This is a genomic window from Paenibacillus sp. LX16 (genome assembly GCF_036252815.1).
Lineage (GTDB): Bacteria > Bacillota > Bacilli > Paenibacillales > Paenibacillaceae > Paenibacillus > Paenibacillus polymyxa_B.
Genome location: NZ_CP141152.1, coordinates 2,255,210 through 2,276,504 on the forward strand (window position 1 = coordinate 2,255,210; position 21,295 = coordinate 2,276,504).

A 21,295-nucleotide genomic window follows, 5' to 3' on the forward strand; every position below is an offset into this window, starting at 1 on the left:
ACCATTTTGAAGAAACAACAGGGCTTGCTGTCACAAGTATGATCCAGCAACAGGCGCAAAAAAGGCATACCGTCCGCAGACGATATGCCTTAAATCTCAATATCATATGGCGCGCAGGTATTTTCAGCACACTCACCACTGAAAAACTGCTCAAACGCAGGCAGCCACTCGTATTAAACCATACAACGCGAATGGCCCAATTTTGAAGGATGCGACAGGGGAGATGCTCCGGTATGAAGTTGTTGTGTTTGTAGATGTGGGTAAAATGCAATAGGAAATTTTAGCACCGGTAACACTCCTTTCATCCTCAAAATGGGTTCATTCTAACATGAGTAATCGTTCAAATTGGTAATAAATTTCAAAATGGATCTCGTATGGTTGAATCTTAACACCCTTTTTTGCGAGTTGTCAAACCTTTTTCAAAAAAATGTATATGGCTTGTCCAAGAAGCCCGCTGGGTTGGAACGGTTGGTGGTCATTCTAAAAGATGCTATGATATAGTTGGCAGACGTCATTGTACAAGGAGATGAGCATAACGTATGAGCATACAGGTAACTGAACCTGCGGCACAGTGGTACATTAAGGAGCTTAGTTTGAATCGTGGAGATTCGATCCGTTTTTTTGTTCGCTATAGCTCTGGCGGCGGGTTGCATCCAGGCTTTTCTCTGGGAATTGCCGTAGAGCCTCCGCAGCACCCCGTATTACAGCATGAAGCGGCTGGCATTACGTTTTATATGGAGGACCAGGATTACTGGTATCTGAAGGGCCATCACCTGGAAGTTAAGTATTTAGAGGAACATGATGACATTATTTACACCTATGTTGAGGATGGACAAACTTAGTGTTCCACTGTCAATCATAGCGTGCAAATAGTTGTTCTTGGACATGAAAAGCGGCGGAGTATCGTGTTACAGGAGATGAACCTGTACATGATGCTTCGCCGCTTTTTTGTGGTTAAGGCGGGTATGTCGTATGTTAAGGGTTGTTAAGTATCGGGCCATCGAGTGCAAAATCAAAATCATCAATGTCGTACACATGTACAGGTACGGAAGCTTCGATAATGCGGTGGATCCAGTCCAATTGATCCGTCAGAATGGGTAATGATTCACGCTGAGCTGTCAACACCAGTTCAGTCTCAATTGGATCAAAATATTCTCCGTAATGCGCCGTATCAACAGCATTAACGACAATGAGTGATGTATTGGCATCGAATAGAATAGGCAAGCTCTTGGCCCAAGGCATCTGAAGGGCACGCCGAATTTTTTTCTGATTCAAAGGTTCTTCAAAATAACTGATCAACTCGCTTACCTTCCGCTTCACATGTTGATCGTCCATAGGATTATCCATGAGCGGCTCTGTGCTATCCTGGAATTCGTATAGCTCTAGCAGTGATGTGTAAGGCACTATATATTCCACAGGGGCGGGAGATGTAAGTAGTTGGCCGTATATAGCCACCATTACAGCTTCCGTTACAAATTGTCGAGACATCGGTCAAGCCTCCTGCATTTACCAAATTATGCGATATGAGTATACCACAAAGCGGGACTGAATTCAGCCCGACATGCAGATTGCTATCATGTATTCCTATATTTGTTGTACGAATTTAGCTGCGGCCGATTAACAAGGAAAGCAATCCGGCAGCAATCAGAGGTCCAACAGGAACTCCTTTAAAGAAGGCAACGCCAATGACGGTCCCGATCAGTAGACCTGTCACAATAATGGGCTGTCCAGACATCAAAGTTACTCCGCGGCCGCCAAGATAGGCTACCAGAATTCCGATACCAATCGCGAGCAGTGATTTCCAGTGCAGGAAAGACTCCATCACCTGATTGATACTGATTTTACCGCTGGCTAGCGGGGTCATGACCCCAATCGTCAAAATAATAATTCCGATCGTCAGGCCATACTTTTCAAGCCAGGGGAAAGCAGAATGAAAGCTGGTTACCCGCAGTAGCAGTAATACAACCATGGCAATAGTCACGGTAGAGTTGCCACTAACAATCCCAAGACCAGCCAATACCAGTAAGATAAGTGAACTGTAATCCATACAGATGTTCTCCTTCGTTTATTTAGCTTTGGATATGTTCGGCGATTTGACGCCCGTGCCAGCGGCCTGTTTCAATAAACACTTCATTGGCATTGCTGCCTGAAGCGATGACCCCAGCGACATATATACCTGGGATGTTCGTTTCCATCGTGGCAGGATTAAATTCTGGTTTGTCCAGATCCTCAGCCATGTGGACGCCGACAGACTCCAGTAGTTTTCGTTCCGGGTGAAATCCAGTCAGTGCTAGTACAAAATCATTTTCGAGCCGGAACGCTTCTGTGTCCAGTGGAGTGACTAAGACATGGTCTGGATGAATTTCGGTAATACGTGCGCCTAAGTGCAGCGTGATCTTCCCTTTTTGTACCATACTGTCAAACAGTGGACGAACCCACGGCTTGATGTATTGGGACAACTCGCTTCGACGATATACCATATCAATCGTAGCTCCGACCCGCACCAATTCCATAGCAGCATCTACCGCAGAGTTGCTACCACCGATGACTGCGACCCGGGTTCCTGTATAGGGATGGGCTTCGCTGAAATAGTGAGTGACTTTATCCAATTGTTCCCCGGGAATGCCCAAATAGTTCGGATGATCAAAGTATCCTGTAGCCACAACGACATAGCGTGAGGAATACGTTTTGGTAATTTCCCCTTTGCTCAGGGTATGTACGGTAAATGTACCGTCATCCTGGCGATGAATGGACTGGGCCTCCTCATAATGCTGAATGTTCAAGTTATAATGAGTGGCAACCTTACGATAGTACGCCAGTGCTTCATGACGAAAAGGTTTGTCATTAGGGGTGCTGAATGGAACATCACCGATTTCCAGTAGTTCGGCGGTGCTAAAAAACTGCATGTTCGTCGGATACAGAAAAATGGAGTGAACGATGTTGCTTTTTTCAATAATGACAGTTTGCAAACCTCTGCGGCTGCATTCGATTGCAGCGGATAGTCCGCAGGGTCCGCCACCGATAATGATTACGTCGTGCATTTGGATGAACCTCCAGTTGTATTGGTTTATTACGCCAGTTTTGTAGGGTTAACATTATTTTGACGATTAAAAACAGCTCTCAGAATAGATGCAAATGGGTCGGGTATGGGAGAAGTTTTCAAATAATAATCCTACCGCAATGCGAACACAATATCCAGCCGTTTTCAGAAAGAGATGACGGACGGTGAAGATTGACAGCTACTTTTAGCGAACATATAATTAGATATATATCTATTTTATGTGGTTGAATTCGCTTGCATAGCAAGTATGTACTAGTGAAAAGAGGTGCAATAACGATGCAACTGGATAAAATGGTCAATTATCATAAAGCACTTGCTGATCCAACGCGAATGCGGATATTACTTCTTTTGTCCCGTGGGGAGATGCATGGCCAAGCTTTGGCGAAAAAGCTGAATTTATCCCAGCCGACTGTTACACATCATGCTTCCAAACTCCGTGAGGCTGGATTGATTAAGGAACGACGTGATAAAAACACGGTGTATTTTACACTGAATCCAGAGTTGATCCGGCAGCATGCCGAGGCGACGGTGCAATTTATTTTCGAAAAAGGCGAGGGGGAGGAAGAGATGTCAGAGTTGAATGAAACGCTGGAGGCGTCGGTCTTACGCAATTTTTTTTCCAAGGACGGCAAGTTGCGCCAAATCCCTGCACAGTATAAGAAAAAATTGATTGTACTTCAGATGCTGGCAGAAAAGCTGGAGCCAGGCCGTATGTATCCTGAACGTGAATTAAACGAGTGGATCAAGCAATACCATGAGGATTTTGCAACGATTCGGCGTGAGCTGATTATGCATCAGTTTATGTATAGGGAACGGGAAATGTACGAATTGAACCCGCGTGAGATGTGGACGCGCTGGGATCAGGTACGCTAAACGAAACTTGACAAAGATTTCAAAAAAGTTTCGTAGCAGCCTTGACAGACAATTGATGGACTTGTATGATAAAGGAAATTTTAGGAGGAGGCGATGTTATATGCTTACGAACATGAATGGATGGGTTCAGCAGCAGAATAACTTGTCTCCCGCACGGACGATGCACGGTTAAAGACTGTATAGATCTATAGTCTTGGCTTAGCAGTTGGTTGGACAGTAGAACCAACGAAATCCGCAGGGAGTGATTCCCTGCGGATTTTTTTATGGTTAGGCGTCTTGTTATCCAGTTGTTGGTTCTGGGGAGTGGTCCTTGAGAGACTGCTTGCTTAAGTGAACGAACGGATCACATCGGCCTGAATCGTATACCCTCCGCAGGGAAACCCCTGCGGATTTTTTGCGTTGTTTGCATGCGGGTAGAAAAATGTACACCTATCGAATAACACTACGATTAAAAATTAACGATGATTTCAGGAGGAAAACAATGAGTATACATGAATACGGTTGGTCTGATTACTGGAACGGTCTTTGGGACCAATGGAAGCAAAGCTTTGAGGAACGCGCAGGAAATACACAGGTACGTCCTGCCCGCTTGATTGCCGATTATGGACAAAAGGTGAAGCTTATCACAATGGATGGAGAACGCTGGGGAGCTGCTTCAGGTAAGCTACGACATGCTATTGTCGATCCGGCAGAAATGCCTGCTGTAGGGGACTGGCTAGCAATCACTACGCCAGATGAAGTGTCGGATGCAGTCATCCATGCAGTCTTGCCACGGAAAAGTCGAATATCTAGACAGGCCGCGGGCTTTGAGACGAAGGAACAGCTGATCGCTACCAATGTGGATACGCTGTTCCTTGTTAATGCGCTGAATCATGATTTTAATATGCGCAGACTGGAACGGTATTTAATTATGGCTTGGAACAGCGGGGTAAACCCGGTTGTCCTTTTGAGTAAGAGTGATCTTTGTGAAGATGTCGAACAACGGGTTGCTGAAGCGGAGGGAGTTGCCCCTGGTGTACCTGTTATTGTTATTTCTGCTTTGCAGAACGAAGGCAGAGAGCAACTGGAGGCGTTTCTTCAACCTGGCTGCACAGTTGCTTTGACAGGCTCTTCCGGTAGTGGCAAATCCACGATAGTAAACTGGCTCTCCGGGTCTGAAGTTCAACTGACACAGGATGTGAGGGAGGAAGACAGCCGGGGCAGGCACACAACCACTCACCGACAGCTTTTTCCCATCGCAAAGCAAGCCGTTTTACTGGATACACCTGGTATGCGCGAGCTTAATCTGTGGGATGATTCCATGGGTGTCGCTCATACCTTTACGGATATTATGGAAACGGCGCAGCAGTGCCGTTTTGCAGATTGCAAGCATAAGGGCGAAGCTGGATGTGCAGTGGAGGAAGCTATAGAGAGAGGGGAATTGTCGGAATCCAGAGTGAACAATTATCGCAAAATGCAGCGGGAACTGGAATATCAGGCGCGTAAGGAGGCAGACCGGCGCAGGAAAGATAGCCGTTCAAGCACAACCCCGGGTCGTAGGGATCAGCGAAGCGGCTGGCGACGTGATGTGGAGTGGTAAGCCGAACTGCAGTGAAGCATCAAATGTAAAAATATAAGAAAATCTATGTTGTAGTCGGCATATGGTATAAAGGGGTGAATATATGCCGAACTACAGCATTGTTGTGGATTTATCGGATCGTCGTTTATATTTAAAAGATGGAGATCAGATTGTTCTTAGTTATCCAGTCGGTATTGGCAAGTTGGCTACACAGACACCGCATGGGCAATTTACGATTATTAACAAACAGCCCAATCCCGGCGGCCCTTTCGGAGCGTTCTGGATGGGGCTGTCCAAGCCGCATTATGGCATTCATGGCACCAATGAGCCATGGTCCATTGGCAAGATGGTGTCACATGGCTGCATTCGAATGCAGAATAAGGATGTGCTTGAGCTTCAGGAGAAGGTAAGTATAGGCACGCCAGTCACGATACAGCCGTAGCGGCTAGACGACATCAGATTCTGTATTTACTCAGACGTGGAAACCGCGTCATAGGCTGGATCTGTGAAGCGTATTTCATGGCGAACGGCCGTAACCTTAAGTTAGATGCTGCGTTTAGTTACGATTTGGGTTGGATAGGGATACGGGCTTCAATTTGTTTGGAGCCCTCTTTGTCGTCTGCGGATTTGACTAACGGTCCCGAAAGACGTTCTCCTTGTGTACCGTACGCCTGTTTGGCGTTGGTCCACATATCTTCGTTTGGTTCGAAACTTATGACTATGGTGTAGCGGTTGGCAAGGCTCGGCTTTTTGACCCTCATGCTGAAGGAGCCGTCAGGCATAACTTTGGTTTGATCATCGTAGCCAAACTGCCATCGTCCCGGAAAATCAATCGTGAGTTTGACGTCCGACCCTTCCAGCAAATTGCTGCGCGCATATACATGATAATAGTTACCTTCTTGCTTCACATCAGGCTTAATCCACACTTGAGGGCTACCGTAGTCCTTAGGTTTGTTCCAGACGGGCTTAACCAAAGGGGTATTGTGGTCTTGTTCAGGGTCAAATTCAGCCCCAATCCGAACTTCATGCAGAAGCTGTTTGTTTTCTTCGTATTGATATACATAAGGACCTTCCAATTTGTTGCCACCGCTGCCATACAGATTTCGTATTTCATTTTCTTGGTCATCCGGACGGAACAGAACAGTCAGATCCATACTACCCTGTATACCGGGACGTTGCACCTGGAGTACAAAACTTCCGTCCTTTTGAATGGTTGTCTCATCCGTGTACCCAGTTAACAGGGAGTTTTTGACCGCAAGACTTCCTTTGATCCGCGCCCCAGCCGGGAGGTTGGAGTGTCCTGTAACCTTTACGATATTTTTATCTATACTTACGCTACCTGATATTTCGACATAGCTGCTGCCTTGCTGATGTACAGGTGTATGATTGGCAGCTCGTTCATCAAGGGATGATGCACCTTGGTTGGGATTACCCGTTACGGTGTAGGCACGTGCTTCAGCTTCATGTTGGGCTATACTCCGGGTAGAAGCTTTTTCCCTGCTGCATGCAGCCAGCATCGTTAGGATTAAGAATGCGCATAAAAGGTTCCAGCCTATTTTGGTAATCATGTGTTTACTCATGGTTTTTGCTCGCTCCTTGTCCATAGCTTCCAGGCTTAACGTGATAAAATTTTCGAAACTTTATGTATTTACCCTAATTAAAGGTTATGTAATCCCGTGTGCTTTATCCTATAAGTAACGTACCTGTTTAAACAACAGACAGAATGGTTAAAAATGGATAGCCTGATCATCCCCTTGAAAAGCAGGGGCAGCTTGCTGTAAAGGAGCCTGAGTCATATGTCCATTGACCGTTTTATCTTAAAAAAGCTGGACAACTGCCGGGAAGAGCATACACGCGCTAATTTACTAGAACTGTTTAGAATACGGATTGAGAAGGCGCAGAATAAGGAACGAGGCGGTAAAAAAGGTTATCGCAGAATACTTTAAATAGAGCCTGATCAAATGCATAAGCTACGGTAAGTCACATGTATCATGTTTCAAAGCTGCTGATATGGAGAGGGTGCTTAAATGCCCCTCTCTTTTTTGTGTCTAATGTGGACAAAAAAAAGTCCCTCTTAATAGAGGGACAATGCTAATGAATCATTTTCACTAACGCTATGCAGGATGGCTTCACAACCGACAATCTCTATACTGATCAAAGAGTTAAGACATTTTTGAAGGGCACGCTTGCCGCTGGAGATTTTATTCTCCAAAGTGTTACTTAGAAGTTTTAATGTTTTTTGTACCGGTTGCTTATTTTCTTGATTGAAGTATACGGGAATACGTTTGTTTTGAAATGTAATTAATGTTCTCACAAAAATCACCTCGCCTGAGTTATTTCATGGCTTAATTGTAGTGCCCGTTTCTTAAAATTACCTTAAAAACACCTTATAAAAACATAAAGGTCTGAAAAATTTACAAAGTGTTCACAACAATCTAGGTAACAATCGAATTTAGTTCTAACTAATCGACAAAATGACGTATATACCTATATTAGAAATGATTAAATACATATTATTGATACCAATGACTCTACTATTATTCGAAAATATGACTAAAGTATCTGTTTTATTTTTTAGAGTGGGTATTTTGTAACAAATTGACAGTCTGATAGTCGGATGCTACAGTTACGATAGCCATATTTCCGTAGAAATAGGCTTTTTGCGTGAACTTTGCTATATATTTAAGGATCGGGAGGGATGACAGATGATCCTGACCGTGCTTTCAGGACGACAGGAAACAGAGTGGTTTGACATCGAGGTAGCTGATGAATACTCGGTGGAACATTTAAAGTTGATGCTGGGTGTGCGCATTTTCGGCGAGCCTCCGGCGGAAGGCATGCAATATATTATGGAAGCAAAGTTCCCGGAAGGGCTTTGGTTCAGGGTGGGGGATAACCAGCTACTCACAGGATCAGGCTTGCGGGAAGGCTGTACTGTGCGTATTCAGCGCGCTTTTTCGACAACTCAGGACGAAGCGCCTGTGTATGGAAGGCGTTCTCTGTTTCAAAGTGAAAAAAATGGGTAAATACACACATGAAATTATATGAAACCTTGGTAAAATGAAATAGTAAGCGAAAAGGGGGACTTTTGTCTTGAATGCATTATACCAGCGATCCCCGAGATTAAGGCCGGCGCTCCGAGAGGAGAAGCTGGAGATTTTACGGCCTCCGGCTGAGCCGAGCAAGCCGTCTTTTTCTATTATATCTATACTTATTCCGTTAATGATGACGTTGGTGACTATAGGCTTTTACGTATATATGAGCAAAACAGGCAAGATGGGCAACAGTAACTATTTGATGTTCCAGATGGTCACTGTGGTCATGATGCTTACATCTTATACGATTCCTTTTTTCGTCTATTTAAATAATAAAAAGGAATATAAGCGTAAGCTGGAGGAACGGGACCGGATGTACCGAGAACAGCTCCAAAAGCATCGTGAAGAACTTGAAATGAAACGCGAGGAGCAAATTCGCACACTATATGAAATTCACGGTGACCCGCAAATATGCACTCAAATTGTTAAAAACCGTAACAGTTCACTTTGGGAACGATCACCGGAGGATGAGGACTTTTTGCAGGTGCGTATTGGGACTGGACAAGTCCCCTTTCATATTAAATTGCAAATTCCACGCCCAGACGGTTATGATCGAGATCCTTTGTTGGGAGCTGCGGATGAACTGGAAGAAGAATTTCGTCTGGTAGACGCCGCTTCCATTGCATTACCGCTGTTTCAATCCAAAGTGGTTGGATTGGTCGGCGAACGGGAGCATACCCTTGCTGCGTTAAGAGTCATCTTGGCACAAGTGACTGTTCGTCACTCGCCAGATGAAGTGAAAATTGCTTCCTTCTATGACGAGCGAGAGGAAAGTGAATGGACTTGGATGCGCTGGCTCCCACATGTGTGGGATGATGACCGAATCCAGAGAATGATGTCAGACCGCAGTAGCAGTGCCCATCAACTAGCTGATTTTCTGTTTGCCAGACTGAACCGTCGTAAAAATAATCGCAATGATCGCCATGGTAAAGGGATGGAAGTCCCGTGTTATATCGTTGTTTTATCTGACACCCAGCTGATTGAGGAAGAACCCTTGCTGCCGTTGTTACTGGAGGACGGCCGAGCCATTGATGCGTGTACAATTGTGCTGGCTTCTCGTAAAGAGGCTTTACCGATGCAGTGTCAGCTGATTGTGGAGGCTTCCAAAGAGCAGGGCGTATATGCCCGCAAATCAGAATCGGCGGAGGTTGAACAACAAAGTTTTAAACCGGATCGTTTGTCAAAAGAGGAAGCCGATGCATTAGCGCGGTACATGGCTCCTATTCGCTTGAAGCGTTCCTCTGCTTCTGATATTCCCGCTGTGCTGCCTCTGTTTGATATGATGAGCGTAGCGAGTGTGGAAGAACTGGACGTGGCAGATCGGTGGCGACGTAACCGCCATCCTGATACCTTACCCGTACCGATGGGCGTGCGTGCAGGCGGTAAGAGGATTATGATTAACCTGCATGATAAGATAGAGCGTCAAGGACATGGTCCCCATGGCTTGATCGCCGGTACAACGGGTTCAGGGAAGAGTGAGGTTATCCAGTCCATCGTAGCCTCGCTTGCTGCCGAGTTTCATCCGCATGATCTTGCTTTTATGCTGATCGATTACAAGGGTGGAGGCATGTCCAATACGTTCGTTAACTTGCCGCATGTTGTGGGTACGATTACGAACTTGGACAATAATTTGATTGAACGTGCCAAAATATCTCTTAAAGCAGAACTGGTTCGTCGACAGAAGATATTAAACGATGCAGGCAATTTACAGCATATTGATGAATATTACAGACTACTCCGGCAGCGGCAGGAACAACCGCTGCCTCATCTGGTTATTATTATTGATGAATTTGCACAATTAAAGCGGGATCAGCCAGAGTTTATGGACGAGCTAATTAGTATTGCCGCGATTGGGCGGACACTAGGTGTCCATTTGATTTTGGCGACGCAAAAGCCCGCAGGTGTCGTGGATGATAAGATCTGGAGTAACTCCAGGTTCCGCATCTGCTTACGGGTGCAAAGCGAAGGTGATAGCCGTGACATGTTGAAAATACCGAATGCCGCGTGGATTACGAAGCCGGGACGAGGATATTTCCAGGTGGGTAGCGACGAGGTGTTTGAAGAGATGCAGTTTGCTTGGAGCGGTGCGCCGTATATAGGCAACAGCGATATTTCTTCTGCACTACCTGTACATGAAGTGAGACTGAACGGGAAACGTGAAGCGCTACTGACGGGCGGCGAACGGGCAAGCTCAGGCTTAAAAGGAGAAGAAGCCCCTAAACAGCTTCAAGTATTTATTGATTATATTGCGAATGAGGCTGCTAAAGCAGGGATTGAACGACTTCAGGGACCGTGGCTTCCGCCGCTGCCTGAATTGCTGGATTTAACAAATCTGCCGGCATGCACCGAAATAGATAGTACATCGTCATCTTTGGAGCTGAAGGCTCTTATTGGTCTGGTTGATGATTTGCCGAATCAGCGGCAGGAGCCAATTTATGCATCGCTCGATCATGGTCATTGGGCTGTGTATGGCATGCCGGGCATGGGTAAAACGACCTTTTTGCATACGTTGCTGATGTCCACGGCTCAGCGTTTTACTGCGAATCATTGGAACGGTTATATCATTGACATGGGTCGAACGATGCGCGACTTTGGGGAACTTCCCCAAATCGGGGCTGTTATGATGGCTGAGGAGGATGACCGGATCAAGCGATTGTTCCGTTATCTGTTCAAGATGGTGGCCGTACGCAAGGAAATGCTTTCCGAGGCTGGTGTCAAAACAATAAGCTCTTATCGACGTTCTGCTGTCGAGGATATTCCGCAAATTGTCGTAATTATTGATGGATACCTTAATTTCCGTAATGCTTATCCAGATGAAAATGAATTACTGGAATCTCTTTTGCGTGAAGGAGGTAGTCTAGGTATTACGTTTATCATTACAGCGAACCGGATTACCGATGTATTTGAGAAATTCCGTAGTAACATACCAAATGCTGTTTCTTTTGAAATGTCCGACCCGAGTGACTATTATTATGCGGTAGGGCGACCAGCCAAAACGCCAGGACCGTTAATTCCAGGTCGCGCTCTGATTAAAGGGCATGTTCCTCCACTGGAGTTCCAGACGGCTTTGCCTTCACCAGGAGAAGATGAGTCTGAACGATCAGCACAGCTACGCCGTAATATTGCTGGCATTGCGCAGGAATGGAAAGGTACGCACGCACCAGCCATCCTCCCATTGCCTGAGCGGATTCCACTGTCGGAACTGCTTCAGCAGTGGGATCGGACAAGTGGACCATCGGGTGCACTTCCTTATGAGGTACCTGTAGGTCTACAGAGTGACGATCTTGAGCCTTTTCTCCTGAATCTAAAAGAAGGGCCCAATTTTATCGTAGGTAGTCCAATGGAGGGCGGAAAAACGTCTTTTCTAATGAGTTGGATTATATCGCTTGCTTATTACACATCACCCGATCAATTGGAAGTCTATACGATCGATACACGCTATGGAGGCGGAGGACTATCTAGATTACGGCATCTTCCTCAAGTTAAGGCTGCTGCCGAAAGCGAAGAAGAAATGGGACCTCTGGTCCAGCAAGTGTATGATATCGTTCAACAACGGAACAAGGAGGGGAATGATCCCGAATTGCTCTTGGTCATTGATGATGCGGATATGTTAAGCAAGCAACTGAACGATTTTATGATAAAGGATCAGCTCTCCGCCATTGTACGGTTGGGACGTGATCGCAATGTGCATGTCGTGCTATCGGGTGTGCCATCTGATTTCCCTACCTTTGGTGTGGACTGGTTTAATGATGTCAAGGCAAGCCAAAGCGGTATGCTATTTGGAACACTAGATTCGAATGATCTATCGTTCTTTCGTATCCCTTATTCGGAGGCGAACGTCGCTGCTGGTGGCCTAAAAGTCCTGCCACCTGGGCAGGGATACTACGTACGGCGCAAATTTACCAGGATAAAAGCTGCAATTCCCTTCTCAGAGCAAGTGAGTTGTGAGGATTGGATAACGAAAATTCGTGACCGATGGCATGTTGTAGTTTGAAGGGAGGTGGCTCATAATGTTAACGTTTCAAGCTTCCAAGCAGAAGTTAATAACCCTCAAGGCGAAGGAACTGTTTTTTCTAGCAGGCGTATTGGGTTCTGACAGACTGCTTGGGGTGGAAGATCCGTTTAAGGGCTATCTAGCAGAGGAGTTGGCAGAAGAGTGGGAGCAGGTAAAAGCTACTCTTTTGGAAAAGGGTTATCTAAAGCGGGTAGATAAGGGCAAAGAGCTAGCAATGCCTCCTACCGTTTTTTCAAGAGTCGCTATCGCGGGATTATCCAATAGGGCTTGCCGTATACGCTATGTGCGGGGAGGTAAGCGGTTTGAAGGCTATCTCCATTGCACGAACGAGCGTGTAGTGGAACTCGTGAAATCCGCTGATGAACCCGATGAGTATCGACTGTACGATCTGGGTAATGTGGAAAAGGCTTGCGAAACATTGATTGATAAAATGGGTTGGGTAGATCGACTTGTACCTGAATCCCCGGCGCTTATGTTCTCCAAGCAGGCATTTAATAAGATTTACGAGCAATCGGCAGGAGAAAGTGTGTCTCTGATCAGCAGTAAACTGACCGAGGCTAGCGGAGATGCAGAGGGGGCTGCAAGACTGGCTCAGTCTTTGAGTTCCCGTGTAGCCGAGGGAGAACTGCAATTGCTGGTTTGGAACGGCAGGGAGTGGGAATCACAACGAGCAGCCTTTGTCCTGTGTCCTGCAATGAACTGGATATTTCGGATGAGCTCTAGTGGTAACGGAGACTGGCTGATTGCAGCTATGGCTTCAAGAGATCAGTTTGTGGATTTATTATTAAATTGGTTGAAGCAGTCGGCAGCGACTGAAGAAGTGACAGAAGAAGGGTGATGGATATGCGCATTCGAGTTGAACCGGATGTGCTTCGGGGGCTTAGCGGGCAGCTACAGCATGCGGCGGAGCAAATTCAACAGTTAACAGCAGGTTTGGAGCAGGCGTTACAATCGCTGGATTGGGATGTATCTGCACGCGAGGCGATCTTGAATCATTGGATGCAGGCCAAGCGGATGTCAGAACAGATCCATGCTTACCTCCATACATCAGGTACACAACTGAACCGAAAGGCAGAGCAGTTTCAGTCTGTTGACCACAACTATCAAACGATACTGTCATTTGCCAGCCAACCATTGGGACGACCCGTCACGATGCTCGATTGGTCGAATCAGCAATCACCGTCTATTCTGCCTGGGCAAGCTTCAGAAGGAAGCAGTCTGATTTCAAACCCGCAGTCTGTTGTACATGCCATTGCTGGTGTACAGTCTTCGGATGTAGAAACGTTGCATCAGGATATACTGATGCAGGCATCTTCTAGCAGTCCGCAGGATTGGTATTTTACTGATCCGTCTACAGCAAGAGATCAGCCTGTCGCTTAGTTGGGATCGCGTTCCGGGACAATCTGGATCGACTGCAAATTTTACTTGAATTCGCTCCACAATTCCCGGCTTTATGGGACTTATTAGGTGGTTGTTTTATTAATATTATACTGTTAGGTGCTGTTTTATAGTTAAAAAGTGGGATTGTTACAATTAGGTCCTTTGCCTTTTGTAGGGAGTTAAATAGCCATAGTACAATTTGAACCAGATAAACAAAAACATTTGTATCATCAAGGAGGACGCAAAAAATGGCAGGACGCATTTTAATTACCCCAGAACAGGTTGATCAGGTGGCTAACCAATTTAAACAAAGTGGTGAGCAAAGCCAACAGATCGTTTCCAGTTTGACACAGTCCATCTCAGGTATGGAAGGTCAATGGGAAGGTATGACTAAACAACGCTTCTTCCAAGAGTTTCAGGAAGCTAGCAAACAAATGCAAGCTTTCGTAACGACTTTGAATAGCATCAGCCAAGAATTGACAGCTATCGCTAACAAATTCCGTACAGTTGACCAAACGAAATAAGTTGCCTTGCCTGATAGGGATCAACTTATCATACACCACTCTATAAAGAAGCAATATGTGAGCCATTCCTCATGGTTTGGCACAGGATGTTCAGGAAAAACCGGGCGATCTTCGGATACCCGGTTTTCTTGCCATCCATAGATGTATATAATAAGGTGAGGAATACTAGTATACTGAATGATGTAAGGAGAGGGATGTTTCATGTCTTTTCAACCGAATCCGGGAGACGAATTGATCATAAACGGCACAGCTTATGTGGTTGGGCGACATCCCGCTGCACCCGGTTTAGCCTATGCTCAAGCAGGGCGACAGGGAATTGTATACCAGCTAAATGCCAAAAACGGAGCACCGCATGAGGCCAAAGCCCTTAAGGTGTTTTTTCCGAAGTTTCGCATCCCGGCTATGGTTTATCAATCTGAGCATATGGAAGCATACGGGGATATTCCCGGTTTGCAGGTATGCAAGCGTGATGTGCTCACTCCAGAAAGAAACGGAAGTCTGATCGCCGAGCAGCCTGATTTGCTGTATGCGGTGCTGATGCCATGGGTTCACGGTATGACATGGTTCGATTGTCTCACAGATCAGCGTCAGCTTGAGGCTTCCGATAGTCTGGCTTTAGCCAGAGCATTGGCAGGGATCGGTTCAGCTATGGAGCAAAAAGGATTGGCGCACTGCGATTTATCGGCGCCGAATGTGATGCTTCCGTTTTTTTCTGAAGTGGAACTGCCTCAAGGCACGTCAGCTGTGGAATTGGTGGACGTGGAACAAATGTATAGTACTAAAATGGATCGTCCAGACGCTCTATTGGCAGGTTCGCCAGGGTATGCCGCCCATCGTACCGTCCACAGCGGGTTATGGAGTGCGTATGCAGACCGTTTTGCAGGGGCAATTATTATAGGAGAAATGCTAGGCTGGTCTGATCGTGTAGTAGTCGACAAAGCGTGGGGCGAAAGTTATTTTGATCAGCATGAAATGCAGACGCCTTGCGAACGTTATTTTATTTTACGAAAATCACTTGAATCCCGTTGGGGCAGCAAGGTGGTAGAATTGTTCAGCCGTGCCTGGGATAGTCAGGATTTAAGCAGTTGCCCTACTTTTGGCGAATGGCTGGTTGTACTTAATGCGGTTACTGAGCAGGAAATTCCAGTTGAGGCTATAGAATCAGAGCCTGCTGCGACAGAAACAATAGAATCGGCAGCGGTGGACGGCCTTGCCAGTGAAGCAGCATCCTCTTTGGCAGCGCCTGCACCGCTCAAGGCTGAACAGGCTGCACTACTAAATCAGGCTGCCCTGGAGCAGGGAGAGCGTGGGGTAACGGACAAGCTGTTCCGACAAGCACGTGATTTAGAGCAGCAAAACAAACCTGCTGCAGCGCTGGAAGTATACCGGTCGTTGTATCATTTTGTAGAAGACGGCAGTCCTCTGCATGTGGAGGTGTCGGCTGCGATCACAGGACTAGAGGAGCAGTTGAATCCCAAGACGCCAGAGCAGCCTGAAAAATCAAAAGCCTGGTATCGCTCCAAGGCGTTTATCGTGACAACTGCGGCCGCAGTCGTTCTATTGGCAGCTGGAATCCCAGCCGTGAATATTCTTGCAGATCAGTCCAATCAGCGGCAAATCGAGGCAGCCAAGCAGGAAGAGGCAGCGAAGGCTGCAAAGGCGGCCGAGGAAAAGCTGGCAGCCGAGCAGGAAGCCGCTCAAAAATTGCTGACGGAGAAACAAAGCCAGGAAGCGGAACAACAGGCCAAACAACAGGCACTTGCTGTTCAAAAGCAACAGGAAGAGCAGAAGAAACAGCAAGCCCTTATCGCTCAACAGGTTAAATATGAAGCTTATCTCGCTCAAAAGGAACAAAATAAGCAGGTGGCTGCCAAGTTGGCGAAGCAAAAAGCGTATGATCAACAGGCAAAGTATGAAAAATACTTGGCTTTGAAAAAAGAGCAGGAAGCTCGTGCCGCCCAGGAAGAGGCAGCTCGTAAGGCAGCAGCCGAGGCGGAACAAAAGCAAAAAGAGTCCATGCATGCACGAAATAAGGAGAACGTTCTTCAGCTTATTTCCCTGTACAACAAGGCGTATGCCTCTCAGGAAGGTGGAAGCGCTGCGAAGGCAAAGAGCTTTGCGAAGCGTTTTAGAACACTATATGATAGCAATCCTTCCTATTATCGTTCGGTAGGCGAAGTGGGGTATCGCGCTTCCTCGATCTATAATTTTTTAGGGGATACGAATTTTAGACTGCCTAAAATATAATATTTAATATGTCTATATATGGACGGAATGATAGGATACGACACAGATGGAGATAGAAGGTAACTGAGGGGAGCATGTACAAATCATGAATTATACAATACAGGCTTCACAACGGACTCCCGCCCTGATCATTTACCTGATTGACATCAGCGCGTCGATGAACATGCTGATGGAGGGGCGGCGGCGTATTGACGTTGTATATGAAGCTATATCGTTGGCGATCCGGCAGATGGTTTTTCGGTCAACCAAAGGAAATCGGCTGACAGCGCGCTATCGGATTGCGATTTTGGCTTATAGTGACGATGTGTATGACCTGCTGAATGGTGTCAAGGGAATTGATGAAATCGCGGCCATTGGTTCGTTGCCCGATTTGACACCCAAACGATTCTCGGATTCAGCAAAAGCCTTCTTGCAAGCTGAACGTATTTTGCAGGCAGAATTACCAGGGATGCAGGATTGCCCTGCACCATTGGTCTGTCATATGACAGATGGGGTTTCCACAGGCGATGATCCGGAACCGATTGCGAAGCGTATTATGAGCATGAGTGTACCGGACGGTAATGTACTGGTGGAAAATATATTTTTATCCGACAGGTTGCTGGAAACGCCTATTCAGGACCCCCGTCGCTGGAAAGGTCTGACGCATAATACGCCGTTGCAGGATGAACATGCTGTGAAATTGCGTGATATGTCTTCTGTACTGCCTGAAAGCTATCGAGAAATGCTGTTTGAGGCAGATTATCAGTTAGGTGAAGGAGCCATTATGATGCTGCCCGGAACCTGTGCGGAACTGGTGTCCATTGGGTTCCAAATGTCGGCCGCAACGCCTGTACGGTAAGGAGGTAAAAGCATGAATCCACTGCTGTCCCTGCTCCCCGCGAGCAAAAAAAAGGGAATGAATGCAAGGCTGACTCAGCAATTTGCTTACATAAGCTCTCAGACAGGCGATCAGCCTTTATCATCTCATCACAGTCGTTTTATGTGTCGTTATGGCTATGGAAGATCTGCCGAATCTGCCAGTATGGGGGAAAGCGGACAGGATTTCGCCGCAGTACGTATTCATAAATCCGTCTGTTGTTTTGTCTTGTGTGATGGTGTCGGGCTCAGTTACCGAGGAGATTTTGCGGCGCGCTATCTGGGTTCTTCTTTACTGGATTGGATGGAACGGGGACAAGATCTGTCTGCTGACCAATTGAGAGTGTACCTTGAACGTTTGGCAGGTACAGCGGCAGAGGAACTGGATCGGCAGCCTTTGGATCACGAATCAGGCTTAATGCGTTCGGTATTGGAAGATAAACGTCGTCAAGGTAGCCAGTCCATGTATATTTGCGGTAAAATCGAACTGCCGAAGCGTGGTAGCCGTGGTCGTCTCCGACTTGCCTGGCAAGGGGACTCACGTTTGCGACTATGGAATGGTGCCGAGGAAATCAGCGAGCTATTCGATCATACCTTCTCAACAGCGGAGCGCTGGTCTACAAGCCGTGGGCCGATTGGAGGGAAGCCTCATTGGTATGAAAGAAGCATATCCACAGATATGCCGATGAGATTACAGGTATATACGGACGGTTTATCCGATTTGGACCCCATTCGCGAGCCTGTCCCTGATGAGCAGATACAGGTATTGCTAGATGCATCCCATACCGGGGGACTTGATGATGATGCTGCATTTATTGAGCTGCAGTGGTAAATGAATAAGCAAAAGGACGTTATACAACCATGGATATGGATGTATACGTCCTTTTTTTGATTTTTGATGAATGCATGGAACATTCAATTCGTTAAGATATTTATAGAATGTAACGAGGAGAAGAAGGAAAGACGCGCTATTTCGCGTAATATTCGTCTTTTTCTTAAATATCGCAAAAAAATGCGCAAAAATGGTGATTATAAAGTATATCCTTTTGGGTAATCTTGTGATTATACAGATTACTGAAGGGAGCGATAGATATGAGCTACACATATGCAGGAGGCGCGCGCTTTGAAGGCAAAACGGCTCTGATCACGGGGGCTGGTTCTGGCATTGGCAAGGCAACGGCCATTCAAATGGCTAGAGAAGGAGCAAATGTCGCTCTTTTTGACGTAAGTAATGAGCGTATTTTGGAGACAGAAAGAGAAATTAATGCTATACGTGAAGGGTCAGCGCGGGCATTTGACGTGGACATTGCCGATCCGGTGCGTGTGGAAAAAGCAGTTCTGGAAGCGGTTGAATTATTTGGCGGTCTGCATATCATTTTTGCTAATGCGGGGATTAACGGGGTCGTCGGACCGATCGAGGATCTGAGCATTGAGGATTGGCGGCAAACATTGTCCACGAATCTGGACGGTACCTTCCTGACGGTGAAGTATACAATACCACATTTGAAAAAGAACGGTGGCGGCAGCATTATTATTACCAGCTCCATTAATGGAAATCAGCGCTTTACCAGCTTTGGGATGTCAGCCTACAGCACATCGAAGGCAGGTCAAACTGGTTTTGCTAAAATGGCTGCGCTGGAGCTGGCTAAGTTTCGTATTCGTGTCAATGTCATCTATCCGGGTGCCATTTCGACGAATATTGATGAAACCACGGAGAAGTCGGAAGGGTTAAAGCAAATTACCATCCCCGTCAAGTTTCCCGAAGGAGGACAACCGTTGGCTGATGGGCCGGGTCAACCCGAGCAGGTGGCTGATTTGGTAACATTTTTGGCCTCAGATCATTCGCGTCACATTACTGGCGCGCAAATTGTAATTGATGGGGCAGAGTCGTTATTGTTTTAAAAAATACTGTTCATACACTGATCGACAGCCTGGATGACAAATATGTTGACTATATTACTTTCATCAGCTTCACGATGCTTGGTGATATGTACAATGCTCGCAATGGGCGCGATGAGAGGCAATGATGCGAGGGCGTACAGGAGATAAAATACGGAAGAACCACCGAAGGATGAAAAATCCAGTGCGGTGGTTCTTTTTTTTCACTCGTCTTGTATGCCATCATTATAGGGGGAGGCGATGAAGGATGTTCCAGGATTTCAAGCTCGTCAGTGACCGCCCGGTCTCGATACAAGTAAAAGAATACGTCAATCGTTTAATTATAAAAGGGGCGCTCCAGGCGGATCAGAAGCTGCCTTCCACACGAGAAATGAGCGTTCTGCTTAAGGTGAGCCGCAATACAGTCATTGCAGCCTATGAAGGCTTGGAGGATGACGGGTTTACGTATGCAATTCCCGGAAAGGGTAGTTATGTGGCCGCCATGGTGGGCCAGTCGGCCGTAGATAACGGAGGATCTGACGGTTCTGCCACCTGGGAGATCGACTGGAAGGCAAGAATGAACGAGTATGCTGTATCGGCTGTTGATCTGGATATGATGAAGCAGGGCATTCGTGCCCAAAAGGGAACTATCTCGTTCACAAGCATCGCTCCGGATGAGCAGCTATTTGATCTGGGGGATGTAAGGCGAGCTTTTATGGATCGGATGGCAATCGAAGGGCAGGTGCTGCTCAACTACGGCTATGCCAAGGGCTACAAGCCGCTGATTGATTACCTGATGCATTATATGGAGAACAAGGGCGTCGATATAATTGGCAAGGATATGCTGATTACAGGCGGGTTTACAGAAGGCTTTGACATTGTGCTGTCGGCTTTACGCCCTTCTGCACGCCGTGGAGCGGTAATTTGTGAAAATCCGACCCATCACACAGCGATCAAAAATTTGAAGTTGCAAGGATTTGAGATTACCGGCATTCCGATGGAGTGTGACGGTATTGATGTAGAGCGGCTAGAGGAGGTATTGCAGACCAATAGCTTCGATTTGGCTTATTTGACTCCTTCCTATCACAATCCGACAGGCATCGTCATGTCGCCAGCAAAGCGCAGCGCTGTTATGAAATTAATGATGCGCTATCAGATTCCGGTGATCGAGGATGGATTCAATGAGGAGCTGCGTTACTCGGGAGCGCATATTGCGCCCTTAATAGCGACAGCAGGCCAAGGGAACGGAGTAATCTATGTTGGCAGCTTCTCCAAGGTGCTGTTCCCTGGCTTGCGTGTAGGTTGGGTGCTTGGAGACCGAGCACTGATTGACACTCTGGAAAGCATTAAGCGTGCGCGCACCATTCATACCTCAACAATCGATCAATCGATTTTATACCAATATATGCTTAACGGAAATTTCGATAAACATGTAAAAAAAGCACGTACAGAGTATAAGCGCAAATATGAGCTGACAAAGACATGCTGTGAAGCACATCTTCCTGAGGCGCAGGTGTCTGGTGACGGGGGCTTGCATTTGTTCCTTACCTTCCCGACAGGCGTAAATACACGCCAGCTGCTAGAAGCTTGCACAGAACAGGGCGTCATTTTCACACCGGGAGACAAGTTTTTTATTCAAGAAGGCGAAGGGATGAATACATTGCGGCTTGGGTTTTCACGAGTAACAGATGAAAATATCGAACGGGGTATTCAAATAATCGGTAAACAGACGCGTAACTTTCTTAAGGCATAAGGATTAAGAAAAGAGCTATGGAGACGGAATATTGTTCTGAAGAAGCACCAGCGATC

At 46.5% G+C, this 21,295-nt stretch carries 20 protein-coding genes; 15 read left to right on the forward strand and 5 right to left on the reverse strand.

The window, feature by feature from the left end; all coding sequences use genetic code 11:
- Positions 1-539: 539 nt before the first annotated feature.
- Positions 540-842: a HesB/YadR/YfhF family protein gene (locus tag T3H97_RS10405; RefSeq protein WP_104495332.1), complete on the forward strand. Its 303-nt coding sequence runs from the start codon at positions 540-542 to the stop codon at positions 840-842.
- A 133-nt stretch (positions 843-975) separates the two neighbouring features.
- On the opposite strand, the gene T3H97_RS10410 is transcribed toward T3H97_RS10405, so the two are convergent.
- From T3H97_RS10410 to T3H97_RS10420, 3 genes are all read right to left on the reverse strand, one after another.
- Positions 976-1,488, reverse strand: coding sequence for an ADP-heptose synthase (locus T3H97_RS10410; RefSeq protein ID WP_134902677.1), 513 nt, complete (start codon positions 1,486-1,488; stop codon positions 976-978).
- Positions 1,489-1,603: 115 nt separating this feature from the next.
- A complete protein-coding gene (locus tag T3H97_RS10415; RefSeq protein ID WP_039273550.1) occupies positions 1,604-2,047 on the reverse strand; it encodes a DUF441 domain-containing protein in 444 nt (147 codons plus the stop codon).
- Between the two features lie 22 nt (positions 2,048-2,069).
- Complete coding sequence (locus T3H97_RS10420) at positions 2,070-3,041, reverse strand: YpdA family putative bacillithiol disulfide reductase (RefSeq protein ID WP_328802459.1); 972 nt, start codon at positions 3,039-3,041, stop codon at positions 2,070-2,072.
- A gap of 296 nt (positions 3,042-3,337) precedes the next feature.
- On the opposite strand from T3H97_RS10420, the gene T3H97_RS10425 reads away from it, so the two are divergent.
- The 3 genes from T3H97_RS10425 to T3H97_RS10435 all read left to right on the forward strand — a co-directional run bounded on the left by T3H97_RS10425 (position 3,338) and on the right by T3H97_RS10435 (position 5,934).
- Positions 3,338-3,934: a DUF2087 domain-containing protein gene (locus tag T3H97_RS10425; protein ID WP_061829408.1), complete on the forward strand. Its 597-nt coding sequence runs from the start codon at positions 3,338-3,340 to the stop codon at positions 3,932-3,934.
- A 481-nt stretch (positions 3,935-4,415) separates the two neighbouring features.
- Positions 4,416-5,513 (forward strand): ribosome small subunit-dependent GTPase A, encoded by a 1,098-nt coding sequence (gene rsgA / locus T3H97_RS10430; RefSeq protein WP_328802460.1) that lies wholly within the window; start codon positions 4,416-4,418, stop codon positions 5,511-5,513.
- A gap of 82 nt (positions 5,514-5,595) precedes the next feature.
- Positions 5,596-5,934 carry a L,D-transpeptidase gene (locus T3H97_RS10435; protein WP_023988260.1) on the forward strand — a complete coding sequence of 113 codons (339 nt, stop codon included), beginning with the start codon at positions 5,596-5,598 and terminating at the stop codon, positions 5,932-5,934.
- A 118-nt stretch (positions 5,935-6,052) separates the two neighbouring features.
- Here the strand turns inward: T3H97_RS10435 and T3H97_RS10440 are convergent, their stop codons facing one another.
- Positions 6,053-7,072 carry a flagellar motor protein MotB gene (locus T3H97_RS10440; protein WP_328802461.1) on the reverse strand — a complete coding sequence of 340 codons (1,020 nt, stop codon included), beginning with the start codon at positions 7,070-7,072 and terminating at the stop codon, positions 6,053-6,055.
- A 216-nt stretch (positions 7,073-7,288) separates the two neighbouring features.
- On the opposite strand from T3H97_RS10440, the gene T3H97_RS10445 reads away from it, so the two are divergent.
- Positions 7,289-7,438, forward strand: coding sequence for a hypothetical protein (locus tag T3H97_RS10445; protein WP_023988262.1), 150 nt, complete (start codon positions 7,289-7,291; stop codon positions 7,436-7,438).
- Positions 7,439-7,566: 128 nt separating this feature from the next.
- On the opposite strand, the gene T3H97_RS10450 is transcribed toward T3H97_RS10445, so the two are convergent.
- Entirely contained in the window at positions 7,567-7,806 is a 240-nt protein-coding gene (locus T3H97_RS10450) for a hypothetical protein (RefSeq protein ID WP_013370782.1), read from the reverse strand.
- A 391-nt stretch (positions 7,807-8,197) separates the two neighbouring features.
- On the opposite strand from T3H97_RS10450, the gene T3H97_RS10455 reads away from it, so the two are divergent.
- The 10 genes from T3H97_RS10455 (at position 8,198) to T3H97_RS10500 (ending at position 21,239) form a co-directional block, all read left to right on the forward strand.
- Positions 8,198-8,518: a hypothetical protein gene (locus T3H97_RS10455; RefSeq protein WP_023988263.1), complete on the forward strand. Its 321-nt coding sequence runs from the start codon at positions 8,198-8,200 to the stop codon at positions 8,516-8,518.
- Positions 8,519-8,585: 67 nt separating this feature from the next.
- Positions 8,586-12,581 (forward strand): type VII secretion protein EssC, encoded by a 3,996-nt coding sequence (gene essC, locus T3H97_RS10460; RefSeq protein ID WP_328802462.1) that lies wholly within the window; start codon positions 8,586-8,588, stop codon positions 12,579-12,581.
- 16 nt (positions 12,582-12,597) lie between these two features.
- Complete coding sequence (locus T3H97_RS10465; RefSeq protein ID WP_328802463.1) at positions 12,598-13,440, forward strand: hypothetical protein; 843 nt, start codon at positions 12,598-12,600, stop codon at positions 13,438-13,440.
- A gap of 5 nt (positions 13,441-13,445) precedes the next feature.
- The gene (locus T3H97_RS10470; RefSeq protein ID WP_328802464.1) at positions 13,446-13,982 is read left to right on the forward strand and encodes a WXG100 family type VII secretion target; all 537 of its coding nucleotides are present in this window, start codon (positions 13,446-13,448) and stop codon (positions 13,980-13,982) included.
- 248 nt (positions 13,983-14,230) lie between these two features.
- Positions 14,231-14,506 (forward strand): WXG100 family type VII secretion target, encoded by a 276-nt coding sequence (locus T3H97_RS10475; RefSeq protein WP_013309990.1) that lies wholly within the window; start codon positions 14,231-14,233, stop codon positions 14,504-14,506.
- 201 nt (positions 14,507-14,707) lie between these two features.
- A complete protein-coding gene (locus tag T3H97_RS10480) occupies positions 14,708-16,753 on the forward strand; it encodes a serine/threonine-protein kinase (protein ID WP_328802465.1) in 2,046 nt (681 codons plus the stop codon).
- Positions 16,754-16,838: 85 nt separating this feature from the next.
- The gene (locus T3H97_RS10485) at positions 16,839-17,591 is read left to right on the forward strand and encodes a vWA domain-containing protein (RefSeq protein ID WP_013309992.1); all 753 of its coding nucleotides are present in this window, start codon (positions 16,839-16,841) and stop codon (positions 17,589-17,591) included.
- Between the two features lie 12 nt (positions 17,592-17,603).
- Positions 17,604-18,440, forward strand: a complete 837-nt coding sequence (locus T3H97_RS10490) for a hypothetical protein (protein ID WP_328802466.1) — start codon at positions 17,604-17,606, stop codon at positions 18,438-18,440.
- Between the two features lie 260 nt (positions 18,441-18,700).
- Positions 18,701-19,510 carry an SDR family oxidoreductase gene (locus tag T3H97_RS10495; RefSeq protein WP_023988269.1) on the forward strand — a complete coding sequence of 270 codons (810 nt, stop codon included), beginning with the start codon at positions 18,701-18,703 and terminating at the stop codon, positions 19,508-19,510.
- A gap of 244 nt (positions 19,511-19,754) precedes the next feature.
- Positions 19,755-21,239 carry an aminotransferase-like domain-containing protein gene (locus T3H97_RS10500; protein ID WP_328802467.1) on the forward strand — a complete coding sequence of 495 codons (1,485 nt, stop codon included), beginning with the start codon at positions 19,755-19,757 and terminating at the stop codon, positions 21,237-21,239.
- Positions 21,240-21,295 lie beyond the last annotated feature (56 nt).

Excerpts from the sequence above, each read along its gene's own strand:
- rsgA (WP_328802460.1), top strand. The coding sequence starts at position 4,416 with ATGAGTATACATGAATACGGTTGGTCTGATTACTGGAACGGTCTTTGG.
- T3H97_RS10495 (WP_023988269.1), top strand. The coding sequence starts at position 18,701 with ATGAGCTACACATATGCAGGAGGCGCGCGCTTTGAAGGCAAAACGGCT.
- T3H97_RS10440 (WP_328802461.1), bottom strand. The coding sequence starts at position 7,072 with ATGAGTAAACACATGATTACCAAAATAGGCTGGAACCTTTTATGCGCA.
- T3H97_RS10405 (WP_104495332.1), top strand. The coding sequence starts at position 540 with ATGAGCATACAGGTAACTGAACCTGCGGCACAGTGGTACATTAAGGAG.
- T3H97_RS10445 (WP_023988262.1), top strand. The coding sequence starts at position 7,289 with ATGTCCATTGACCGTTTTATCTTAAAAAAGCTGGACAACTGCCGGGAA.
- T3H97_RS10465 (WP_328802463.1), top strand. The coding sequence starts at position 12,598 with ATGTTAACGTTTCAAGCTTCCAAGCAGAAGTTAATAACCCTCAAGGCG.
- T3H97_RS10500 (WP_328802467.1), top strand. The coding sequence starts at position 19,755 with ATGTTCCAGGATTTCAAGCTCGTCAGTGACCGCCCGGTCTCGATACAA.
- T3H97_RS10420 (WP_328802459.1), bottom strand. The coding sequence starts at position 3,041 with ATGCACGACGTAATCATTATCGGTGGCGGACCCTGCGGACTATCCGCT.
- T3H97_RS10455 (WP_023988263.1), top strand. The coding sequence starts at position 8,198 with ATGATCCTGACCGTGCTTTCAGGACGACAGGAAACAGAGTGGTTTGAC.
- T3H97_RS10425 (WP_061829408.1), top strand. The coding sequence starts at position 3,338 with ATGCAACTGGATAAAATGGTCAATTATCATAAAGCACTTGCTGATCCA.
- T3H97_RS10410 (WP_134902677.1), bottom strand. The coding sequence starts at position 1,488 with ATGTCTCGACAATTTGTAACGGAAGCTGTAATGGTGGCTATATACGGC.
- T3H97_RS10435 (WP_023988260.1), top strand. The coding sequence starts at position 5,596 with ATGCCGAACTACAGCATTGTTGTGGATTTATCGGATCGTCGTTTATAT.
- T3H97_RS10490 (WP_328802466.1), top strand. The coding sequence starts at position 17,604 with ATGAATCCACTGCTGTCCCTGCTCCCCGCGAGCAAAAAAAAGGGAATG.
- T3H97_RS10470 (WP_328802464.1), top strand. The coding sequence starts at position 13,446 with ATGCGCATTCGAGTTGAACCGGATGTGCTTCGGGGGCTTAGCGGGCAG.
- T3H97_RS10415 (WP_039273550.1), bottom strand. The coding sequence starts at position 2,047 with ATGGATTACAGTTCACTTATCTTACTGGTATTGGCTGGTCTTGGGATT.
- T3H97_RS10480 (WP_328802465.1), top strand. The coding sequence starts at position 14,708 with ATGTCTTTTCAACCGAATCCGGGAGACGAATTGATCATAAACGGCACA.
- T3H97_RS10475 (WP_013309990.1), top strand. The coding sequence starts at position 14,231 with ATGGCAGGACGCATTTTAATTACCCCAGAACAGGTTGATCAGGTGGCT.
- T3H97_RS10485 (WP_013309992.1), top strand. The coding sequence starts at position 16,839 with ATGAATTATACAATACAGGCTTCACAACGGACTCCCGCCCTGATCATT.